General features: G+C 32.4%; 17 protein-coding genes, 1 tRNA gene and 1 pseudogene. 6 read left to right on the top strand and 13 right to left on the bottom strand.

What is annotated here, in order from left to right:
• Positions 1–146: 146 nt before the first annotated feature.
• From OXU93_RS03030 to bioB, 5 genes are all read right to left on the bottom strand, one after another.
• Positions 147–764 carry a CPP1-like family protein gene (locus tag OXU93_RS03030; protein ID WP_267384411.1) on the bottom strand — a complete coding sequence of 206 codons (618 nt, stop codon included), beginning with the start codon at positions 762–764 and terminating at the stop codon, positions 147–149.
• A gap of 74 nt (positions 765–838) precedes the next feature.
• Positions 839–1,123 carry a TatA/E family twin arginine-targeting protein translocase gene (locus OXU93_RS03025; protein WP_267384410.1) on the bottom strand — a complete coding sequence of 95 codons (285 nt, stop codon included), beginning with the start codon at positions 1,121–1,123 and terminating at the stop codon, positions 839–841.
• Between the two features lie 387 nt (positions 1,124–1,510).
• Complete coding sequence (gene lspA, locus OXU93_RS03020) at positions 1,511–1,987, bottom strand: signal peptidase II (protein WP_267384409.1); 477 nt, start codon at positions 1,985–1,987, stop codon at positions 1,511–1,513.
• A 58-nt stretch (positions 1,988–2,045) separates the two neighbouring features.
• Entirely contained in the window at positions 2,046–2,630 is a 585-nt protein-coding gene (locus tag OXU93_RS03015) for a biotin transporter BioY (RefSeq protein ID WP_267384408.1), read from the bottom strand.
• Between the two features lie 44 nt (positions 2,631–2,674).
• A complete protein-coding gene (gene bioB / locus OXU93_RS03010; protein WP_267384407.1) occupies positions 2,675–3,763 on the bottom strand; it encodes a biotin synthase BioB in 1,089 nt (362 codons plus the stop codon).
• Positions 3,764–4,115: 352 nt separating this feature from the next.
• Here bioB and OXU93_RS08650 point away from each other — a divergent pair, with 352 nt between their 5' ends.
• A complete protein-coding gene (locus tag OXU93_RS08650; protein ID WP_324127489.1) occupies positions 4,116–4,184 on the top strand; it encodes a hypothetical protein in 69 nt (22 codons plus the stop codon).
• A gap of 148 nt (positions 4,185–4,332) precedes the next feature.
• Here the strand turns inward: OXU93_RS08650 and OXU93_RS03005 are convergent, their stop codons facing one another.
• The 6 genes from OXU93_RS03005 to OXU93_RS02980 form a co-directional block, all read right to left on the bottom strand.
• Positions 4,333–5,643 (bottom strand): ABC transporter substrate-binding protein, encoded by a 1,311-nt coding sequence (locus OXU93_RS03005; protein ID WP_267384406.1) that lies wholly within the window; start codon positions 5,641–5,643, stop codon positions 4,333–4,335.
• Between the two features lie 136 nt (positions 5,644–5,779).
• Positions 5,780–5,866 (bottom strand) — tRNA-Ser (locus OXU93_RS03000).
• Between the two features lie 725 nt (positions 5,867–6,591).
• Positions 6,592–6,990 (bottom strand): DUF309 domain-containing protein, encoded by a 399-nt coding sequence (locus OXU93_RS02995; RefSeq protein ID WP_267384405.1) that lies wholly within the window; start codon positions 6,988–6,990, stop codon positions 6,592–6,594.
• Positions 6,991–6,998: 8 nt separating this feature from the next.
• Complete coding sequence (locus tag OXU93_RS02990; RefSeq protein WP_267384404.1) at positions 6,999–7,367, bottom strand: ferredoxin-thioredoxin reductase catalytic domain-containing protein; 369 nt, start codon at positions 7,365–7,367, stop codon at positions 6,999–7,001.
• 1,361 nt (positions 7,368–8,728) lie between these two features.
• On the bottom strand, positions 8,729–9,685 hold the full coding sequence (locus OXU93_RS02985) for a PhoH family protein (protein ID WP_267384403.1): 957 nt from the start codon (positions 9,683–9,685) through the stop codon (positions 8,729–8,731).
• Positions 9,686–9,989: 304 nt separating this feature from the next.
• Positions 9,990–11,174 (bottom strand): NAD(P)H-quinone oxidoreductase subunit H, encoded by a 1,185-nt coding sequence (locus OXU93_RS02980; RefSeq protein WP_267384402.1) that lies wholly within the window; start codon positions 11,172–11,174, stop codon positions 9,990–9,992.
• Positions 11,175–12,772: 1,598 nt separating this feature from the next.
• On the opposite strand from OXU93_RS02980, the gene tilS reads away from it, so the two are divergent.
• Both tilS and tsaD read left to right on the top strand, forming a co-directional pair.
• Positions 12,773–13,750 carry a tRNA lysidine(34) synthetase TilS gene (tilS, locus tag OXU93_RS02975; RefSeq protein WP_267384401.1) on the top strand — a complete coding sequence of 326 codons (978 nt, stop codon included), beginning with the start codon at positions 12,773–12,775 and terminating at the stop codon, positions 13,748–13,750.
• A gap of 556 nt (positions 13,751–14,306) precedes the next feature.
• On the top strand, positions 14,307–15,347 hold the full coding sequence (gene tsaD, locus OXU93_RS02970) for a tRNA (adenosine(37)-N6)-threonylcarbamoyltransferase complex transferase subunit TsaD (protein ID WP_267384400.1): 1,041 nt from the start codon (positions 14,307–14,309) through the stop codon (positions 15,345–15,347).
• Positions 15,348–15,904: 557 nt separating this feature from the next.
• Here the strand turns inward: tsaD and OXU93_RS02965 are convergent.
• A complete protein-coding gene (locus OXU93_RS02965) occupies positions 15,905–16,189 on the bottom strand; it encodes a glutaredoxin family protein (RefSeq protein ID WP_267384399.1) in 285 nt (94 codons plus the stop codon).
• Positions 16,190–16,765: 576 nt separating this feature from the next.
• On the opposite strand from OXU93_RS02965, the gene OXU93_RS02960 reads away from it, so the two are divergent.
• Entirely contained in the window at positions 16,766–18,109 is a 1,344-nt protein-coding gene (locus OXU93_RS02960) for an adenylosuccinate synthase (protein ID WP_267384398.1), read from the top strand.
• Positions 18,110–18,144: 35 nt separating this feature from the next.
• A pseudogene (gene rplY / locus OXU93_RS02955) lies at positions 18,145–18,435 on the top strand (50S ribosomal protein L25); the annotation flags it as partial.
• 140 nt (positions 18,436–18,575) lie between these two features.
• Here the strand turns inward: rplY and ribH are convergent.
• Positions 18,576–19,163, bottom strand: a complete 588-nt coding sequence (ribH, locus tag OXU93_RS02950; RefSeq protein WP_267384397.1) for a 6,7-dimethyl-8-ribityllumazine synthase — start codon at positions 19,161–19,163, stop codon at positions 18,576–18,578.
• A gap of 1,276 nt (positions 19,164–20,439) precedes the next feature.
• Here ribH and OXU93_RS02945 point away from each other — a divergent pair.
• Positions 20,440–20,967 carry a phosphoribosyltransferase gene (locus OXU93_RS02945; RefSeq protein ID WP_267384396.1) on the top strand — a complete coding sequence of 176 codons (528 nt, stop codon included), beginning with the start codon at positions 20,440–20,442 and terminating at the stop codon, positions 20,965–20,967.
• The last annotated feature ends 52 nt before the right edge of the window (positions 20,968–21,019 follow it).

Raw genomic sequence — 21,019 nt, 5'->3', positions numbered from 1 at the left:
GAGTTAATTTAGCCTTGAACTATGCAGTCTTTACTTAATTGATTTTTTGTATAAAATTATGTGAAACTTATAGATAGCAAATGCTACTTACAGACAGTGGTGAACAGTACTAGATAACTGTCTTAACTCGATCCTAGTTATTTATTTTAATGAATAAAACTGCTAATAAACCAAAATACAATTAGTGTAATGAAACCTGCTAACTTGTCTGACTCTAAGAAGATAGTTAAATTGGAGCTACTTAGCAAACTAATGATACCTGTCCCTAATCCTACACCAATTAATAAACCAATGATAGTTATCAAAAACGCTCTTCCAATTTGTCCTCCCTTACGGTTAAGAAAATAGATATTGACAAAAACTCCTAACATTAAAATCAAAGGAATTTTACTAAAAGATACAAAGATAATAAAAATAAATAAAGTCGCAAATATCCCAGTTGTCCAAAGAACATCGTCATAAGATGGTGTGTTAATAAAACCTTGTAGCCACGGGAGAGAATTATCTAAAGATAGGGGAAGAGGAGTTGAAGGAATCTCTACTGATTTTTCTGGGAAACGAATACGATATGGTACTTTAATCTTTCCCTCTTGTCTCATTCTCAGACGATCCATGATAATAGCGTCATAGGCAACTTCAATACTTTCAACGACTTTATTATCTTTACAATATTTTTGACTTAAACGATTTTTTGCTTCTTGTATCTCCTCAAATGAGGCTGAATCATTAATTCCCAGAACCTCATAGGGACTTTGTTCACTCATTTAAATTTCCTCTTCAAGTATTTCTCCACATTGTTTAAGCTGCTAAGTAAGTTAAATACCAATTTATTGACTATCTACTCTTGTTGTGTGTTATTTATTGTCTCCTTGACAGAACTGTTTAAAGATGATGGTTTAGCAACTTTATTGTCCTCTAATTGAGCTTGCATCGTAACAGAACTCTCTAATTTTTGAGCTTCACGCTTAAACTCATTTTCAAACTCTTTAGAGGCTTCTTGAAACCCTCGAATAGCTTTGCCTAAACTTCGTCCAATTTCTGGTAGTTTTTTAGGTCCAAAAACTAATAAGGAAATTACAAAAATTAACGCCATTTCTGGGAGTCCAATACCAAAAACGTTCATAAACATTCCTCTACATTAGTAGATTACTACTATTGATCCGTAACTAGCAACAATACTTTTACTCTTATTTTAAACTGTCTGACTTATTATGGTATAAAATACCATGTGAGCAACTCTATAAAGAGCAATAAGTTAGAATAATTAACTTAATAAATACAAAACAAACAATCATACATTAATTAAACTTTGATTTTATTCTATTACATCAATAATTAGTTACCTGCTAACCGTTATCTTAGTAAACAATAGTGAATGATACTAATCTCTCTAATTAACAGTACTATGATTTGGGAAAGATTTTAAATCTGTAAGACTATTAACATAAACATAGCCTCAATACATCATAGCTATTTTCTGGGGGATACTGAAACAAATAACCTTTAAAACTCAAAAGTCTGACTTATGAGAAGATGATGGCTCGGAAAAACTAGCAACTAGTAAAAAAATAATCCCAAAATTAATAAAAATATCAGCTAAATTAAAAACAGGAAATTGAATTAATCGAAAGTCGAGAAAATCAACCACATATCCAAATAAAAAACGATCTATTCCATTTCCCAATGCTCCTGCTAAGATAAATCCATAACCTAACTGTTCCGTAAACTTCATTCTACTTCCCCACAAAGCTAAAACCATTAAACTTAAACTAACCCCTAATGAAAGCCAGCGTAGCCATTTTGCACCTCCGGTAAAAAAACTAAATGCAGCCCCCGTATTAATAACATAGGTCAAATGGAATACTCCTGACCAGATATGAATAGTCTGTCCTAAATTTGTAAACCATTGAGTAACCCAATATTTAGTTATTTGATCAATTATTAAACCAGCTAGGCCAACCAGCCAAAAAAAACTGTTTTTTCTCATGTGTGTCCGCTATGTTTAGGGTGACTTACAACCCTAATTTCTGCTCAAATAAAGTCCTTTAATAAAATAACAGTTTACGTAAGATGAAAGCCGCTACAGCGACAGCACAAGCAATTGCTAACTGACTGGGTAAGGGGTTGGCGGAATAATTCATGATAAACTCAGGTAAGTTCTTAAGAGGAACTGTTGTAGGATTTAAGAAAGATAACCCGATTAAATATACTAAGCCACATAGATGAATCATAAATAATCCACATACAGCACTCCAGGCTAAACATTCCAATTTTTGCCTAGCCTGAGAAGCTATAAAACCACATAGCCAAGCTCCTGGGATAAATCCTAACAGATAACCAAAGCTGGGCTCTTGCCAGTAATTTAGGCTTCCACCTTGAGCAAAGACAGGTAGTCCGAACAAACCTAAGAAAATATAAGCAATTTGCGACAAGACACCAGCATTTTTTCCTCCCACACATCCTGTTAATAGTACGGCTCCTACTTGACAGGTTACTCCCAAAGGGAGTGATCCTATACTTTGTTGTTCCCAATTCCACGGCAAACTCACTATAAAGGCCTGCACGAACGTACTGAAAACCGTTAATAATAGACCAATTATCGCCCAGAGAAACTCATTGGTAGCAGACACCTTATATCGGGGGTAATTTTGAGGTAAAGATAGGTTTTGATTTGTTACAATTGTGTTTGATATTCACCAGGAATTGGAGCTTCACCACCTTGTAGTCCTAACGATTCAAGCATAGCAATATCCAGTTCTGGGAGTTGTCCAGGGGTTGTCAGATAATGTCCGACTAGCATAGCATTAATTCCAGCTTTTAACCCTAGGCTTTGTAGTTCACCCATAATTATTTCTCGTCCTCCTGCATAACGAAGAATTTGTTGAGGGAGGATAAAGCGAAAAATAGAGATTGCTTTAAGTGCCTCAAAGGGCTCAAGTCTGGAACGATCCCCAAGAGGGGTTTCCTTCCTGGGATTAAGCAAATTTATAGGAATAGATTCTACCTCTAATTCCCTTAGAGCTAGAGCAAGATCTATTCGATCTTCCCATGTTTCTCCCATACCTAAAATGCCCCCTGAACAGGCTTGAATGCCGACTTCTTTAAGATTTTTAACAGTCTCAACGCGGTCACGCCAACTATGGCTTGTAACTATCTCAGTATAAAAGTTTTCGGAGGTTTCCAGATTATGATTATAGCGGGTAACTCCTGCTTCCTTCAAGGACTGAGCTTGTTCGAGCGTAATTTCTCCTAAAGCACAGCAAGGCTTAATTTTTGTTGTGGCGGTGATGAGTTGGATAGTTTCTAAAATTTGCTCAAATTCCTTAGAGTTTGCTCCTTGGTATTTAAAACCTCGCCCTTGACTCACTAAACAAAATCGCTTTGCCCCAGCTGCTGCCGCGGACTTAGCCTGATCAATAATTTCTTTAGAAGACTTGAGTCCATAAACAGGAGAATCTCCTCCCTGATAGCGAGCAGATTGGGAGCAAAAGCTACAATCTTCCGAACAGTTTCCCGATTTTATATTGACAATACTACACAGATCCACTGTTGTTCCACAACAAGCATGTCTAATATAATCAGCAGCCTCGCATAACAATAAAATATTTTCCTGTCCTTCAATTTCTGTGAGAATTAGAGCTTCTGCTCTAGTGATGTGATTACCTTCAATAATCCTTTGAGCTAATTGCCTCAGCCTGTCTTTTAAAGTCTGTTTCCCTTCTTGATGAAGTAGGGGAGAGGAGGATACGGATACTTGAACCACAGTTGGTTTTTCCTGATGCTGTTATAAGAACCATATGGATTGTACCATGAAGACTCCCTATCTGTCTGAACTGATAAAGTATAAGTTCAAAAGATGTATGAGAAAAACCACTCCTTCTCTATTAAAAAAGCCAATTTGACTATAATGTTGATTAATGATGTAGACCTGAAAATATAATCATTAATGGTCTTGTAAAAAACAAGCATTTGAAGTTTATAATGCTCACAGATACTTTGTTTTTCTAGAAAAAATTGGACGATTAAAGACTCAGATTACTGATTGGCATATCGTTAAGAAACAAAGATAATTACGATTAGAAAGATTATATAGATTTCCAGATTTCCAACAGGCAATTTCTTTTACTAAAGCTGTTGGAGATCTGGCTGAATCAGAAGTATATCATCCCGTATTACTAACATAGTGGGAGGGAAGATAGTATCCTGCTGGAATCATACTATTGCTGGACTCAATAAGAGTGATTGTATTATGGTATCTAGAATTGATAGACTTAAAGAGGAAATTGAAAATTGTTCACTTTTTAGGAAAAACTAGTATAGTCGACAGATATTTTAGTCGTCAGTTACATTAGCGGGACTGATCTGACCGATTACTTCAGTAGTTCCATCCTCTTTTACGGTCCAAACATCATAAATTCCAACTACATCTCCATTCTCATCGATATCAACATTGCCACTGGCTCCTTGATAGTTAATTTCTTCTCCATTGCGAATCAACTCTATTGCTTTGCAAGGGTTAGTAACTTCTATACCAGGAGCATTAGCAACTTCATAAATCTTACTCTTAATTCCTTCTCCTGTATTAGTGCCTGCTGCTTCCGCTGCCAACATTAAGAGGATAGTAGCATCCCAACTATGGGGTATAAAGGCGGTAAGTTTATTCCCCGTTTTTTCTTTCCACTTAGTAGTAAAAGTTTCTAAGACTTCACCATCAGCCCCAGGAACTGTTCCTAAAGCCCCTGCTAGAATGGATCTCCCGTTGGGTGTTTTTCCAACTTGCTCGACAAAATCTTCTGAGTAAACTCCATCTGTTAATAGTACAATTACCTTCTGGGTTAGCCCTTGTTTATAGGCTGCTTGCAATAAAACGCTCCCTGTTTCAGGATAAAGAGCTGTAGCCACAGCGTCAGGCTTTCCGGTAAAGGCTGCAGCTGCCTCACTATCAAGAACAGCTGCTTTAGGATCATAACGAATAGGCTTACGTTTACCTATTATTTTTCCTACCTGCTTTTCAAACGCAGAGATAAATTCCTGTTCAAACCCCACCCCGTAATCATTATTAATTACCACTGTTCCAATAGTTTTAAAGCCTTCTTTACTAGCTAAGGCTGCTAACGCTCGAGCTTGATAGGTATCGGAAGGAGCTGTTCTGGCCCAATAACCTTTAAAATCACCATTTTTTGCTTGCTCAGTAAAGACAGGGCTAGTGCTACCTGGGGATACTAACATCACATTATTTTTAGCCGCAATGGTAATAGCTGCACTGGATACACTACTTGTAAATGCCCCAACTACTCCTGCAACTCTATCAACTTCAGCCAATTTTGTCATAGCTGATACTCCAGTAGTAGGGTCAGTTTGAGTGTCTTCGGTAACAAGAGTTACCGACGTGCCATTAACTCCACCACAAGCGTTAATTTCATCGATGGCTAACTTGACAGCTTCAGGCATATTTTGACCAATTGAAGATAAATCACCGGTTACAGGCAATAAAGCTCCTAATTTTAGTTCATCAGGGAAAGAGGAGTTAATCCTTGGTTTTTGTTCTTGACTACAACCAATTAATAAGCTGCTATTCAAGGTAAGGGCTAAAATTAGGGTGGTGGAATATCTTAAACAATTTTCTCTTAAAAAATTGGTCATCGTTTATCGTTAACTCTTACATAAGGTGTTCTATTGAGGCTTTTACCTTAAAATGCAGACAAAGCTTATGTCAAATTGTGGAACCTGAGAACGGTCCACCATACTTTTCAATGGGCAAGGTTAAATAGCCCGAAAACGGAGAGGGAGGGATTCGAACCCTCGATGGGTGTTACCCCATAACTCCTTAGCAGGGAGCCGCTTTCAACCACTCAGCCACCTCTCCAGGATACACCAGCCTATGGTAGCATATTTTATGTAGATAAAACTAAAACTATTTTTTAGCTCTTGATTTCCTTTACTTTTCGACCTAAAAATTTTTTAAGCTTCTAAAATTTAGAGGTCTATGAATATTTTTGGGAAAAGTGTAGATAATAGTCGTTATATATCCATATAAATAGTTGAAAACCTCTCAGTTATATTTAAACTTTACTTAACCCCAGTTACTGTTTAATTATTATTAAATAACGAAATCTGATTTCTAGTTATCAGATCAATTATCAAATATTTTGAATAAATAATCGCAGTCCAGATATTAAAATTAAGTAAAAATAATAAACACACATAAGTATTGAATTTAATCAACACATTAGTAATATATCTATTTCTAATAATTATATTTTATAGATTTTTTATAAAAAAATTGATTTTATTTAAAAAATCTATAAAAATTTTATGTGTTTTTACTTATATAAAACAAAATATTAGTCCTAAAAGCTATTGTATCAATAAGTATCATTTCTCTAACTATTTGTCTGGGATAATTATTGCTTGCTTAACTTTTATTTTTTAGGTGAGTATTATTTTTTAGCAAAAACTATAAAAGCGAATTTATAAATATACCAATTAATTAATTGATGAAATTATCTATAAATAATCAACCATTTATTAGTATCTAAGGATACTAAGTATTTAACCAGCATACTCAACAGTTGATTATGAAAATTTTTGTTAATAGTTTACCTCAAGAATATAGGGAAAAAGTCGAGTGTAGTTCTCTGAGATGTTTTCAAATTGTTTAGCTTCCACTTCAATTTTTTCAGAATTAGTTTGTTGAAGATAATGTAATAGTTTTTTGCTTTCTATTACTAGGCTAGATACATCAATATCCTGATAGTCGGGTTGATAAGAACTGAGTCGTTTAATACCTTCTGCTAACAAAAGTACTGCCCCATGCCAATTATGGTTTTCTAAATGATAACAACCGACAGCGATTTGTAAAATACCTTGATAAAATTGTCTATCCGGCTCCACAGCATCTATCCATAGAGCCTCTAAGGTATCATGACAACTATAGAATTTCCGAGTGTTGAATTGTTCAATTCCTCGCCAAAATTGTCTTGTCGACATAGTCTTGTTTAAGAACCAATGTTGTCCCGAACTTCCTTGATATATTCAAGATCAATCTGCTGTTTATCACCCGCAAAATCATTGTCCGAGGTAATAAAGAGCATACAGTGACACTCTTTGCGTTCACGCATGGGAACACATGGACAGTTCCAAAAAGTATTTTTTACTTCAGCTTCTTTATCTTCGTAATGACGACAAGGGCATAAAGGAGCACCTAACTCTTGTTTATGTCTTGCTAAGCCTTCAATAACTACTGCTGTTACGGATGGTTCACTACAAAAGTAAGTATCAGTCCGTTTTGCATATTGTTCGGCAAAGTTTTTCATCGCCTCCAACATCTTATCATTATATTTTTGGTCAGTATTGGCTGAAGTCATGGAGTTAATACAAAAATTAATTGAGATTCCTCATTCAACTTAACACTTTTACACAGTCGTCAGATAACAAACATTGTTCTGGGATCTGAATAGTCTTAATTGTTTAAAACTATTTTTGTTATAATCATAACCTATTTCATTATTATAATTGAGATTGATTCTTGTTATTTGCTTACTTGTGTGAAAAAAATTGATTCAGAGTTTAATTTTTGGGTTGACCTTAACTATTGTTATCTAGAAATCTATTACGATAATATAGAAATACTTTTAGCTGATCATTAGAATTTGATGTAAAATTCTAATGATCAGCTAAATAAAAGTTAATCTACAAGTTATACAAACTTTAACTATAGTTAAACCCTTAGTCTGCAGACAAGCAATATTAGAATTATTGTATAAATCTAGACTAGAAAATTTATTAATCTAATATCAAACCAGAAGTATTAATTTAAAGTTAATCAAATTTATTATTAAATAATAGATTAAAATCTTATTGCCCTAAATATTTAATTATATATATTGATGTAAATTACTATACAAAAAACAAACAAGATCCTCTAATTTATAAGAAATAAAATTTATTAAATAAAATTAAAATATAATAATATATGTTGTTATTTTAATCTCTAACTTATTTAGATAAGTTATTTTCTGTATATTGTTAAATATAGCATTATAAATAACCTAATTTTATTACTGCATAATAATACGTTATATTATAATACAGCACAATGTAATGTTTGTATTTAAATAATCTTAACTCTATTTTTGATTTATTATTAAAAATAAAAATAAAGTCTTGGAAGTATACATAATTATATACTTATGAATTCTTGTATTTGACAAATATAATTTAATTTTATAACGTAAAATATCTAAATCTAATTAAACAAATATTTATCTAAAAATAGGATAAAATATTATATTGTTAGTTAATTGTATCAATTTTTATATTTTATATTCAATAATTTATTGCAGTTCTTCTCTGTAGAATACTATTAATATTTATGTAGATATATATCTTTAATCTGCCAAAAAATAATAATTAAATTTTATATTTATTCAAACATAAGTTAACAGTCATTCATATTTATGGAATTTGTTTACTATAGACTAGTAAAAAAGTAGTATTATGATATATTTTTTTGGTAGTTCTATATATTTAGCAATGATCAGTAATGATAATTGTTGTAATTTTTGTATAAGACAAATAATTATCTTATTAAAGAATATTATTTATTTTAAGCCTCAATATAAATTGTCTAAATTAGAAAACATTTTGATAGAATTTAAATGATATTTTATATCTATGAGTCAAAATTTTAATTAATCTAGAAACAATATAGGGGAATACTGCTTAATTAGGCATCAAACTTTTCATAAGCTTCTACAACTTTTTGAACTAATGGATGTCTAATTACATCCACATGTAAAAATTGACAAAAAGCAATTCCTTCTACTGATCTTAAAATTTTTTGTGCTGTTACTAATCCTGAATTTTGATGACGAGGTAAATCAGTTTGAGTTATATCTCCAGTTATCACCATTTTCGAGCCTAACCCTAAACGTGTTAATACCATTTTTAATTGAGCAGGAGTGGTATTTTGAGCCTCATCAACAATTACAAAAGCATTACTTAAAGTTCTTCCTCTCATATAAGCTAAAGGTGCAATTTCTATTTCTCCTCGTTCCATTAAATCAGGAAGGCGTTGAGGATCAATAAACTCATATAATGCATCATAAAGAGGCCGTAAAAAAGGGTTAACTTTTTGCTGTAAATCTCCTGGTAAAAAACCTAATTTTTCTCCAGCTTCCACTGCAGGACGGGTTAAAATCAAACGTTCATATTGATTATTTAATAACGCTTGTACAGCTAAGACAGCTGCTAAAAAAGTCTTTCCAGTTCCTGCTGGACCAATACAAAAAACGATATCATGAGTCTGAATTGCTTTAATATATTGTCGCTGACGAAACGTTTTTGCACGAATAGTTTCTCCCCGCCTAGTTTTAGCTAAAATTGATTGTTGTAAGTCTTTATATTCCTCAGTTTTTCCTGTATCTACAGCTTGAAAAGCTGTTATTAAATCAGGATAAGAAATTGCTTTTGCTGTCTGCCAATATGGTTGTAGCAACCTTACTATCTGTATTACTCGTTTAACTGATTTTTCTTTCCCATAAATTTGTAATTCTTGACCTCTTAAAACTAGATTAGTTCCAGTATGACTAGACAAAAATTTAAGGTTTTTTTGTCCAATGCCTGTTAAAGCAATGGCACTTTCATAAGTTGGCAATTGGACAGCTTGATAAAATTCAGTCATAAAATATTAAATATTATAGTTAGGATATAAGATACAACTTTTTTACAAAAAAAACATAAAATACAAAAAATTTTTGATAAAGTAAATATTAAGAATTTTTTAGGATTTATGTTAAAATAAAATACCTTAAAAAAGAAAGAGTATAAAAGTAAAGATCACCTAGCAAACTACAATATACCTAATATATCTTAATTGATATTTAGTTTTTAGATAGTCTCTAAACTCTAATCACCTAATCAATAAATTAAATAAAAAAAAAGAGGAGATTGATCTCCTCTAAGAACTAATGATTGCTAGAAAACTATTAGCGGTCTACCGACCCCATAATAATATCAATACTCCCCAAAATAGCCATAATATCAGCGACTTTCATCCCTTTTAAAAGGTGAGGCAGAATTTGCAGGTTATTAAAGTCAGCTGCACGAATTTTCCAACGCCAAGGGAAAACATCATTATTACCCATAATAAAAATGCCGACTTCTCCCTTACCACTTTCTAGCCGGACATAATGTTCTCCCTCAGGGATTTTAAAGGTAGGAGTAACTTTTTTGGCGATATACTGATAGTCAAAATCATTCCATTGAGACTTTTTCCCTTCCATCATTCGCTTTGCTTCGAGATTTTCATAAGGGCCTCCTGGTATACCTTTTAAGGCTTGGCGGATAATCTTCACTGATTCACGCATTTCTCGGATACGGACTAAATAGCGGGCAAAACAATCCCCTGCAGTTTCCCACTGAACGTCCCAATCAAAGTCATCGTAACATTCGTAATGGTCAACCTTGCGTAAGTCCCATTTGACACCAGATCCTCTTAACATTGGACCTGATAGTCCCCAATTAATGGCTTCGTCACGGGTAATGGTCCCGATTCCTTCAACACGACGACGAAAAATTGGGTTGTCAGTGATTAATTTTTCATATTCATCAATTTTAGGATCGAAAAAGTTACAGAAGTCTTCACATTTATCAATCCAACCATAGGGTAAATCAACGGCAACCCCTCCAACACGAAAGTAGTTGTTATTGATTAGTCGCATTCCTGATGCTGCCTCCCAAAGATCATAGATCATCTCCCGCTCACGAAAAATGTAGAAAAATGGAGTTTGTGCACCGACATCTGCTAAAAATGGACCTAACCATAATAAATGATTGGCAATACGGTTTAGTTCCAGCATGATGACGCGGATATATTGAGCACGCTTGGGAACCTCAATGTCCGCTAGTTTTTCAGGGGCATTAACAGTAATTGCCTCATTGAACATACCTGCAGCGTAGTCCCACCGACTAACATAGGGTACATACATCACATTTGTACGATTTTCAGCTATTTTTTCCATTCCTCGATGGAGATAACCTATCACGGGTTCACAGTCTACCACGTCTTCTCCATCTAGGGTTACGATCAAACGTAATACCCCGTGCATTGAGGGATGGTGGGGACCCATGTTTAGTACCATGGGCTCAGTTCTAGTTTCGATTTTTGACATATGGCTGTTGGTCTTTTTCCTCCAATTGTATTATTATGACACCGCTGTTGCGTATAAATCTGATGGATGAGTAATCGCTGATGTTCTTACGAAAGATTAAAAGTTAATCCTTATTCATTTCTTATGCCATACATAGCTAAAGTTATAGGATTGTATTGCCTATATCGATGACTAACATTAAGGACAACTTACTTAGAGTAGATGTTTTAGAAACGCCATTCAAATAACATTTATTTAATAAAATAACTTTAATACTTCATTGTTAATATATATATTCATTCTATAAACATATCATAGATATTAATTGTTTATTATAAGCAGCAAATATAAACATAATTATCTGAGTGATTAAAAAAATAATGAGTATAATTATATGTTAAAAATAATAACAATAATTATTTTTACTAAACTATAAAATTCTTTAGAATTTTATAGTTTAGTAAAAATCAACCAAAAAGAATGTAAAAATAGTGATAAAAACTATTAATAACTTAAAAAAATAATTATTTTTTTAAGTTAAACTCTATTTAAAAAAAATTATCTCTTTAATAATTGTACTTGTTTATGAATACTTACCTAAACATAAGCTATCTTACTCTGCAGGTTCTTTTTGGCGAAAGGTGCATAACACAATTAGATGATGTATTTTTTGACTGTCTACTATTTCCATAGTGAAATTTACGACTATTTTTTATTTCTGCACTGTGTTGTTTTGTAGAAGTGTAAATTTAAAAAAATTAATAGTTCTCAAAACTGTGCAGAGAAGATATTAAAGATATAAAACAATTTATATCTTTTAATTGTATGATTAAACTTAAAAATATATTGTTATATTTTATATCAAATTAAATTGATTACTATAAATAGCAGTCCAATAAAATTTTTTTAACAAAAAAGCTATTAGTATGCCTAAAATATACTGAGTAGTTATCAAAAATAAATATTAAATATATTTCTTTATTATCTTTTTAAAAATTAAGTAAAACAATAAATGATTTGATTTATATATATAAACCACTTGTATCGTTAGACCCTTTTATATCTTAATTAACTAATGGTAAATTATTGTTATTTTACTTAATAAAAATTTATACAAGCAACACAGAGATTATTTTAAAAGTATTGATCATAAAAATACATCATAAATAACTATTCTCATCTATCTTTCTACAATAATTATGGGAATACAATAGAATATCAAAAAAAGTTTTATTCAAACCACAAATATGATTAAAATATCAACGTGAATTATAGACAAAAACTGCTGAAGTAATGATATTGTTGTAATCTGAATCAAAAAATGTACCTAGCGTACTGTATTGTTGAATAACTGGGAATTATATTACTGATTAAACAATATCTATGTATTAAGCGAAATTATTGAATTATGAATCCCTATGTAATCTATTAACTATTTATTTTAGACTATATGAAAAATTATATCGATAATATAACTCATTAAAACTAATATCTTAAATAATTTTAAGTATCAGTAAGTTAAGTTAATTCTCTCCTTTGGCAAATTTTTTATGTCTCAAACTTCTTATCTTACTTGATATTTATCTCGATATTTTTTACTTTTCATTTTTTCAACAGATATGTTTACTCTTCTCCATGCTCGCTTACACATCACGTTACGACAACGAAAACTGCTACCTCAACACAAATATATTCTAATTGCCGTTTCAGGGGGACAAGATTCGTTATGTTTACTTAAGCTTTTACTTGACTTGCAATCCAAGTGGAATTGGAAAATTGCAATTGCCCATTGTGATCATGGATGGGAACACGATACTGGAATAGCACAGCATGTACAACAATTAGCAAAAAGATGGGGAATTCCCTTTCATTTGAAAACTACATCTAAACTAAAAGAAACCGAAGCAGCAGCTAGAAATTGGCGATATCAAGCATTAATAGAAGTTGCCCAAGAAAACAACTTTCCTATAATTGTTACGGGACATACACAAAGTGATCGCGCTGAAACTTTACTTTATAATCTCTTTCGCGGTTCAGGAAATGATGGATTAAGTGCTTTGACTTGGCAACGTCCCCTAACAAATAACATTATTTTAGTTCGTCCTTTATTAACTATTAATCGTTCAGAAGTTTGGGATTTTTGTCAGAAGCATAAACTTCCAATATGGGAAGATATAACAAATGAAAATTTAAACTATGCTCGTAACCGTATTCGAAAAGAATTAATCCCTTATCTTGAAATGAACTTTAATCCTCAAGTTGAAAAAACTTTAGCAAGAACCGCTGAGATAATAAGAGATGAAACTGAATATTTAGAAAATTGTGCTAGAGTGAGTTTAACAAGAGCACTTAGTGAAGATGAAACTCAGTTAAACCGTTCAGTTTTACAGTTAATTCCTCTTGTATTACAACGTAGAGTAATGCGCCAATTTTTTTTTAAAATAAGTTCTAAAAATCCGAGCTTTGAACAGATAGAATCATTAATCAAATTAATTAATGCTCCTGAGCGAACACGCACTTCTTCTCTTCCTGGTGAGCTGATAGCGGAGGTTAAAGAAAATTGGATAATTTTCATAAAAAAAGAGACGGATTTATAAAAATATTACCAGGTGAGTGTTCCATGATTTTAGCAAAATTTAATAGATAGGCTGGATATCTATAGTTAATAAAAACTTTATTTAAGTAGATAAATTTTACAAACTATTTTATAAGCAAAGAAAAACAAATGTAGTTATAAAACCAATAAAATTTTTCTGAATTTTATATTAATCTAATTGTTGATAATAATTAGATAAACTTAGTTGGTTAAATCTGTTCATAGAGGGAAACAAGAAATATTAGAAATGTAAAAATGTCCTGCACATTTTTTTAGCGGTATTGCATGCAGGACATTTTTACATTTGTGCTGGTAAGCAATCGACCCCCTTCAATGAATGAGGGGAAGATATAAAATCAGATTGGAGAGTTTATATTTTAGTTTAAATAAATATTTCTTTCATAAAAACTATTTACCTTAATAACAAAAAGTTAAGTTTTATACATGAGATAAGGGAACTAGTTACATATTTATGGCATTTTATCGCCAGACTGTCAGTCAAGTAGATAAAATAAAAAGAATGAAATAAGTAGTCTTTTGTTGCAAGTTAGTAAAGAATGACGACAGTATTAGCAATAGAAACAAGTTGTGACGAAACTGCAGTTGCAATTGTAAATAACCGTAACATCTGTAGTAGTGTAGTAGCTTCACAAATTCCTTTACATCTTGCTTATGGTGGTATTGTTCCTGAGGTAGCCTCCCGTGAACATTTAATAACAATCAATTTTTGTATTGAACAAGCATTGGCTCAATCTCAACTTAGTTGGCAAGAAATTGACGGAGTAGCGGCTACTGTAGCTCCTGGATTGGTAGGAGCATTGATGGTGGGGATGACGACGGCTAAAACTCTCTCTCTTGTGCATCAAAAACCTTTTATTGGTGTCCATCACCTCGAAGGACATATGTACGCAACTTACTTAAGTGAATCTACTTGGGAACCTCCATTTTTATGTTTATTGGTGTCAGGCGGTCATACCAGCTTAATTCGAGTTCAAGATTGTGGAATTTATGAACAATTAGGCACGACTCGTGATGACGCAGCTGGAGAAGCATTTGATAAAGTCGCACGATTATTAAATTTAGGCTACCCAGGGGGTCCAGCAATTGATTATCTTGCTCAAACCGGTAATCCTCAGGCATTTTCTTTCCCAGAGGGACGAATTTCTTTGCCAAAAGGTGGTTATCACCCTTATGATTCCAGTTTTAGCGGCTTGAAAACAGCAGTATTAAGGTTAATTCAAAAATTAGATAAGAGAGATAATAAACCATTACCTGTAGCTGATATAGCGGCAAGTTTTCAGGAAACTGTAGCACGCTCACTCACAAAAAAAACTATTGCTTGTGCTTTAGATAATGGTCTTCATTCTATTGCTATTGGAGGAGGCGTTGCGGCTAATAGCGAATTGAGAAAACAGTTACAAGCATCAGGAGTCAAACATAATTTAAAAATTCATTTTCCTCCTTTAAAATTATGCACTGATAATGCTGCAATGATTGGCTGTGCTGCGGCTGCTCATCTTTCCAGAGGACATACTTCTTCTTTAACCTTAAATGTAACTTCTCGATTGTCTATTACTGAAGTTATGCAACTTTATTAACTAATAAGTAATCTTCATTAAATCTTACTTAATATATTTTCTTTTTAAGTAAATAGCTAAATAATAATCCTATTTTTTAAAAAATAGAGTTATTATTTTAAAGTAATGGTTGCAATAACTAAATTTGAAGTTATTAAGAAAGGAATAATTAAACTGAAAGTAGTAAAAGTTGTTTCCAGCCTAGGTAACATAATCGCTGCACTTGGTTAAGTTTTATTTGTACAGATAAGAAAATAAATATATATAGTAATTTGTGTTGCCACATTTTGCATAAGTTTTTGATTAATTAAATCAAAAACAGCACTCATTTGTAACCAGGCAACCATTATGAAGCACAATAAATAAAAAAAACAACCAAACTTAATATCACAACTGACTAGTTAGTCATAAACACTGGCTATAAGTTCTAGTTGGATGTATTGATTGAGGCTATCATTATACGTTTAATTTTAGTAATGGATTAGATAAAGTAGTAGATTAACTATTGTAGTTATTCTAAACTTACTGCAGTAGGCACTCGTGGATGATATTTTGCTACAGTAAATAATGAATAAAGATTATTTTTGTTCTTCCTGTCCCAATACATATTTTAATAAAATTTGTTCCAATTTAGGAACGGAAAGACGAGGAGAAAGACGAGGAATTATCTTTTCGTACTTTCCCCATTTTTGATATAAAACAGGAATTTCATATTGATAGGCTTGAAACCAATCATCGCGAATTGTAATATCTCTAATTTCTATGTTGACATTCAAAGTTTTAATCTGTTTTAATTTTTCTTGTAGCCCTTCACACAAATGACAGCCAGGTTTACTATAAAGAATCAATTCTATAATGTTCATATGATATTTTATCTTAAACGACTTAATTAAAAATAACTAGCTGTTATTTATATTACCTTAAAATTAACTATTTATGCCAGTACATAAATAAGTTTCAAATATATTGTTTTCGATATACAGCATAAAAGTAGCTATAGAATAAATAAACAGAGGCAGTTAAACTCAATAATTGTAACTAGAACTAAAACTAAGAAAGTATAAATAGAATGAAAAATATTTATTAGTTTAGAAAGAACAAAAAGGAATAAAACTAAGGTCAAAATAGCTAAATTACTTCACCATCAGGATTCAAATGGAGTTAATATTATGTGATTTTACAGTATATAAAATTTCTGATATTGCATTCCTTATTTTCTCAAAAGAATATTTTAGAGTTTGTTCTTCATAAGGCGCTATTGCCATACTCTGTTCTGAGCCCTAAAAATTTATTTTTTCGCAGAAAAATTGAGATTTTTGTCGTTAGAAAACTAATCTGAAACACACAGCCCTTCAAATAATAAACTAGCGCACTTGACACAAACTTATTTGATGAGAGATAATGATGGTTTGTGTGAACTTTAGCTTTTTTGTAAACTCTTGGCTAACGTAATTGTCATCGGCGCACAGTGGGGCGACGAAGGAAAAGGGAAGATTACTGATTTATTGAGCCGTTCAGCCGATGTGGTGGTACGTCCCCAAGGGGGAGTTAATGCCGGCCATACCATTGTTGTTCAGGGAAAAACTTTCAAACTCCATCTGATTCCATCAGGAATTCTCTACCCAAATACAGAGTGTATTATTGGTTCAGGGACAGTTATTGATCCCAAAGTTTTACTTGAAGAATTGGAGCAATTCCAGGCTCTAGAGGTGTCAACTGAAAACCTCTTTATTTCTCAAACTGCCCACGTTACAATGCCCTATCATCGTCTATTTGATACGGCATCTGAAAAAATCAGGGGTGAATATAAGTTAGGGACAACAGGACGAGGAATAGGTCCGACTTATGCGGATAAGTCGGAACGAACAGGCATTAGGATCATTGATTTGATGAATCTCAATAGCTTGCAGGAAAAATTAGAATGGACGATTAATTATAAAAATGTCATTTTAGAAAAACTGTATAACCTATCTCCTCTGGATCCAAAAGCTGTCATCGAGGAATATATAGAATATGCTGAGCTACTACGTCCCTACGTAGTAGATAGTTCTCTCAAGATTGCTGAAGCTATCCATAAACGTAAAAATATTCTGTTTGAAGGGGCTCAAGGAACTTTACTAGATTTAGATCACGGCACTTATCCTTATGTTACTTCTTCTAACCCTATCGCAGGAGGAGCTTGTGTGGGAGCTGGAGTTGGTCCAACCGTTATAGATCGGGTGATTGGGGTTGCTAAGGCTTATACAACTCGCGTGGGGGAAGGTCCGTTTCCAACAGAATTACATGGAGAAATAGGGGAATTATTAGGTGATCGTGGCGCAGAGTTCGGAACCACTACTGGACGTCGTCGTCGTTGTGGTTGGTTTGATGGAGTAATCGGCCGTTATGCAGTGCGGATTAATGGCTTAGATTGTTTAGCTATTACTAAACTGGATGTCCTTGACGAATTGAAGGAAATAAAAGTCTGTGTTGCCTATGAACTCAATGGGGCAATCTGTAATCATCTTCCTAGTAACGCTAAAGAATTTGCTCAGTGTCGGCCTATTTATGAAACCTTAGAAGGATGGCAACAATCTACTACTAATTGTCGTGTTCTCGATGATCTTCCTCAAACTGCTTTAAACTATCTTAAGTTCCTAGCGGAACTAATGGAAACCCCCATTGCAATTGTTTCCTTGGGGGCAAGCCGTGATCAAACAATTATCGTCGAGGATCCAATTCACGGACCGAAACGGGCGTTACTTGATATTAACGGGGATCCCGTTAATTCAACATTTGACTAATAATCAATGATCTTAATTTTAGGGAGTAATTATCTATGCCTCTTAGTATTGAATGTCAAAAAAGACCTGAAGGCAGTAAACCTAATGCCCTGCGTCGTCAAGGATTAATTCCTGGCAGTTTATATGGACATGATGGGGCGAATTCTGTGTCTTTAGTTGTTGATACAAAGGAAGCAGTTAACCTTTTGAGAAAGGTCTCAGTCAATGAGACTATTATAGAGGTTAAGATCCCTGAGCTATCCTGGACAGGCAATGCTTTAATTAGAGAAGTACAAGCCCATCCATGGAAAAGAACAGTTTTGCATTTAAGCTTCTTTCATGTGGCTGGTGCTGAAACAGCTTAATATTTTAATACTTTTGTTGCTTTAGTCTAAACATACTCAATTAATACCCCCGTTAATCTATTAGGATTAACGGGGCTTTTAGATTGCTAAAACAAAGTTGGTTGATCAATCAATTTCGAAATTTATTCTGGCTGATCTGCAATTTTTGAGAAAGACTCACTTAGTGGGTGGTTATGAGAGGAAACTGGTAATTCAGGGGGATTGTTACCCTGATACCTTGAAAAAGCTTGCTCATGGATCTGCCCCATTAAACTGGCCATTTCCAATGCATTGAGAGCATAATTCCAGCCCAAATTACTCTTAATTCCAGCTCTTTCCAAAGCTTGTTGCATAGTATCGGTAGTTAGAACTCCGAAAATTACCGGAATACCTGTTTGAAAACCTACTGCTGCGACCCCTTTAGCAACTTCTGCGGCCACATAATCAAAGTGGGGAGTATGCCCCCTAATTACAGCCCCAAGACAAATAATGGCATTGTAGCGGTTAGATAAAGCTAGTTGACGAGCTACTAAAGAGATTTCAAAACTTCCTGGGACCCAAATATAATCAACCTGAGTGCTATCAGGTTCAATATTAATGCCGTGCCGTTTTAGACAATCCTGACAACCTGATAAAAGTTTTTCAGTCACTAGGTCATTAAAACGACCGATAACGATCGCAAAGCGTAAGGTAGATAGATTTTGAGTGAAAGTTCCCTCGAATGTTGTCATAATATTTAATTGAGTAGGTCGGTGTAGAGTTATTTCTCATCAGTAGAGGTCAACAGCAGTCGACCTCTACGTCAGTTATTAGTGTATCTATGATTGACAGTGAATGTCTCTATTTGTAACTTCTGCTTTCGATAAGAGTACTCCCTTTGTATTCAAAACGATTAAATAACAAAAAAGTTCAAAATACCTACAATAATAATCAGAACAGTACAAGACAACAGATTCGATACAAGAATAAATGTTTAAACTTATAAAGTAATTTGGAAGATAATAAACATTCTAAGGTAGTTCTTAAGTATAGATAGACTATATTAGTTTTGATAGTTTAATATATCAGATAGTTAAAGCCGATTCACTTATTAATATTTTTTTAAGAATTTAAATATCCTGACTATTTATTATCCTCTGATCTGTAAGTATTGACTTTAGTTTATATGATAGAGTTAACGATTATTAGTATACTATCTTATATAGTAATTACTTTAACCCAATAAATATAAGACTGATTGAAACTTATTTGAGTAGTTGAATACAAAAAGTTTTATACAAGACAACTTTATTTTTATTATATCAGTAAAACTAGAGAAATAATATCTATATTTTTTATAGATTAAGCAATGATTTTTAAAAGTAGATGAAAAACCATTATTTATATTATTCTAGTTATTTTGTTTTTTTGTTAAATTATTTTATTCATAATTTTACTGTGTATTTGTCTTATTTTAACTATAGAAACAATTGTTTTAAATGATAAAATACTGTCAATAAATAATTTTTTATAAAAATATTCTTATGTATATTTACAATAAACTTAGTATATAATACTGTAAATAATTTTATTTTGATCAATCTACTGTTATTATATTAGTAGACTTTTATTAAACATTTAATATTCTAAATATGAGGTTAGTCAAAATACTTATTACTATTTACTTTGTATTTTATTTTTTTATCAAGTATTAATCTTTATGCTTATATTGTGTGTGTATTAAAGTAATAGTGTTGTATAACTATTACTTTAAGAACTGTTTTACGATGGGACAACAATAATGTAAAGACAAGCAATAACTATAAAATACTATTTAGGCATGTATCTTAATTTGTCTTAATTAAGATACATGCCTAAAAAATAATACTATATATAGCAATATATATTCTGAGGAAAAATAACTATTGTATAAGTGTAAAAACAAATAAAAGAGATATTTTTATTAATTTATAAAACTATTGTGTATAATGGTGCATGTTATTTAATTATTTTGCCACAGTTTAGATTATGCATGATTTATATATCTCCTGGAGGGAATATCATAAATATATCGAAACTTTAACGATTCAGATATATAAATCAAAATGGAAATTTGATCAAATAGTTTGTTTGGCTAAAGGAGGGTTGAGAATAGGAGATATTCTATGTCGTCTCTATAAGAAACCTCTAGCAATTATTTATACTGCTTCATATCTAGACAAAAGAAATAAAAAACGAGAAAAAATACAGATTTCTAATCACTTAGCCATGATGGAAGAATCATTAGGACATCGGATATTGTTAGTCGACGATTTAGTTGATTCCGGTATGAGCATTCAAAATGTAATTCAATGGTTGCACAACTATGATAATAATCAAAGCATAATTGAGATTCGCTCTGCCGTTCTCTGGTATAAAAGTTGTTCTGCAATTCAACCTGATTATTATGTGAAATATTTAGAAAACAATCCTTGGATTCATCAACCTTTTGAATATTATGAGCAAATAACACCTGAAAATATAGCTAATGGTTTTGATAATCATCGTTTGTACTAAAATAGTATAGTAATTAGCTAGGTATATGTATTCTGTACTTCAAAAGTTGAAT

The sequence above is a fragment of the Cyanobacterium sp. uoEpiScrs1 genome, from assembly GCF_947331815.1.
GTDB lineage: Bacteria > Cyanobacteriota > Cyanobacteriia > Cyanobacteriales > Microcystaceae > Rippkaea.
The sequence above is the reverse complement of the archived record's forward strand: the minus strand, read 5'-3'. Positions and strand labels throughout refer to the sequence as shown.

What these genes read in the sequence shown, in the direction of transcription:
- lspA (WP_267384409.1), bottom strand. Translation starts at nt 1,987, where the DNA reads ATGAGAAAAAACAGTTTTTTTTGGCTGGTTGGCCTAGCTGGTTTAATA.
- OXU93_RS02985 (WP_267384403.1), bottom strand. Translation starts at nt 9,685, where the DNA reads ATGACTGAATTTTATCAAGCTGTCCAATTGCCAACTTATGAAAGTGCC.
- OXU93_RS02965 (WP_267384399.1), bottom strand. Translation starts at nt 16,189, where the DNA reads ATGAACATTATAGAATTGATTCTTTATAGTAAACCTGGCTGTCATTTG.
- OXU93_RS02995 (WP_267384405.1), bottom strand. Translation starts at nt 6,990, where the DNA reads ATGTCGACAAGACAATTTTGGCGAGGAATTGAACAATTCAACACTCGG.
- OXU93_RS02990 (WP_267384404.1), bottom strand. Translation starts at nt 7,367, where the DNA reads ATGACTTCAGCCAATACTGACCAAAAATATAATGATAAGATGTTGGAG.
- OXU93_RS03030 (WP_267384411.1), bottom strand. Translation starts at nt 764, where the DNA reads ATGAGTGAACAAAGTCCCTATGAGGTTCTGGGAATTAATGATTCAGCC.
- OXU93_RS03005 (WP_267384406.1), bottom strand. Translation starts at nt 5,643, where the DNA reads ATGACCAATTTTTTAAGAGAAAATTGTTTAAGATATTCCACCACCCTA.
- tilS (WP_267384401.1), top strand. Translation starts at nt 12,773, where the DNA reads ATGTTTACTCTTCTCCATGCTCGCTTACACATCACGTTACGACAACGA.
- OXU93_RS03025 (WP_267384410.1), bottom strand. Translation starts at nt 1,123, where the DNA reads ATGAACGTTTTTGGTATTGGACTCCCAGAAATGGCGTTAATTTTTGTA.
- OXU93_RS02980 (WP_267384402.1), bottom strand. Translation starts at nt 11,174, where the DNA reads ATGTCAAAAATCGAAACTAGAACTGAGCCCATGGTACTAAACATGGGT.
- OXU93_RS02945 (WP_267384396.1), top strand. Translation starts at nt 20,440, where the DNA reads ATGCATGATTTATATATCTCCTGGAGGGAATATCATAAATATATCGAA.
- ribH (WP_267384397.1), bottom strand. Translation starts at nt 19,163, where the DNA reads ATGACAACATTCGAGGGAACTTTCACTCAAAATCTATCTACCTTACGC.
- tsaD (WP_267384400.1), top strand. Translation starts at nt 14,307, where the DNA reads ATGACGACAGTATTAGCAATAGAAACAAGTTGTGACGAAACTGCAGTT.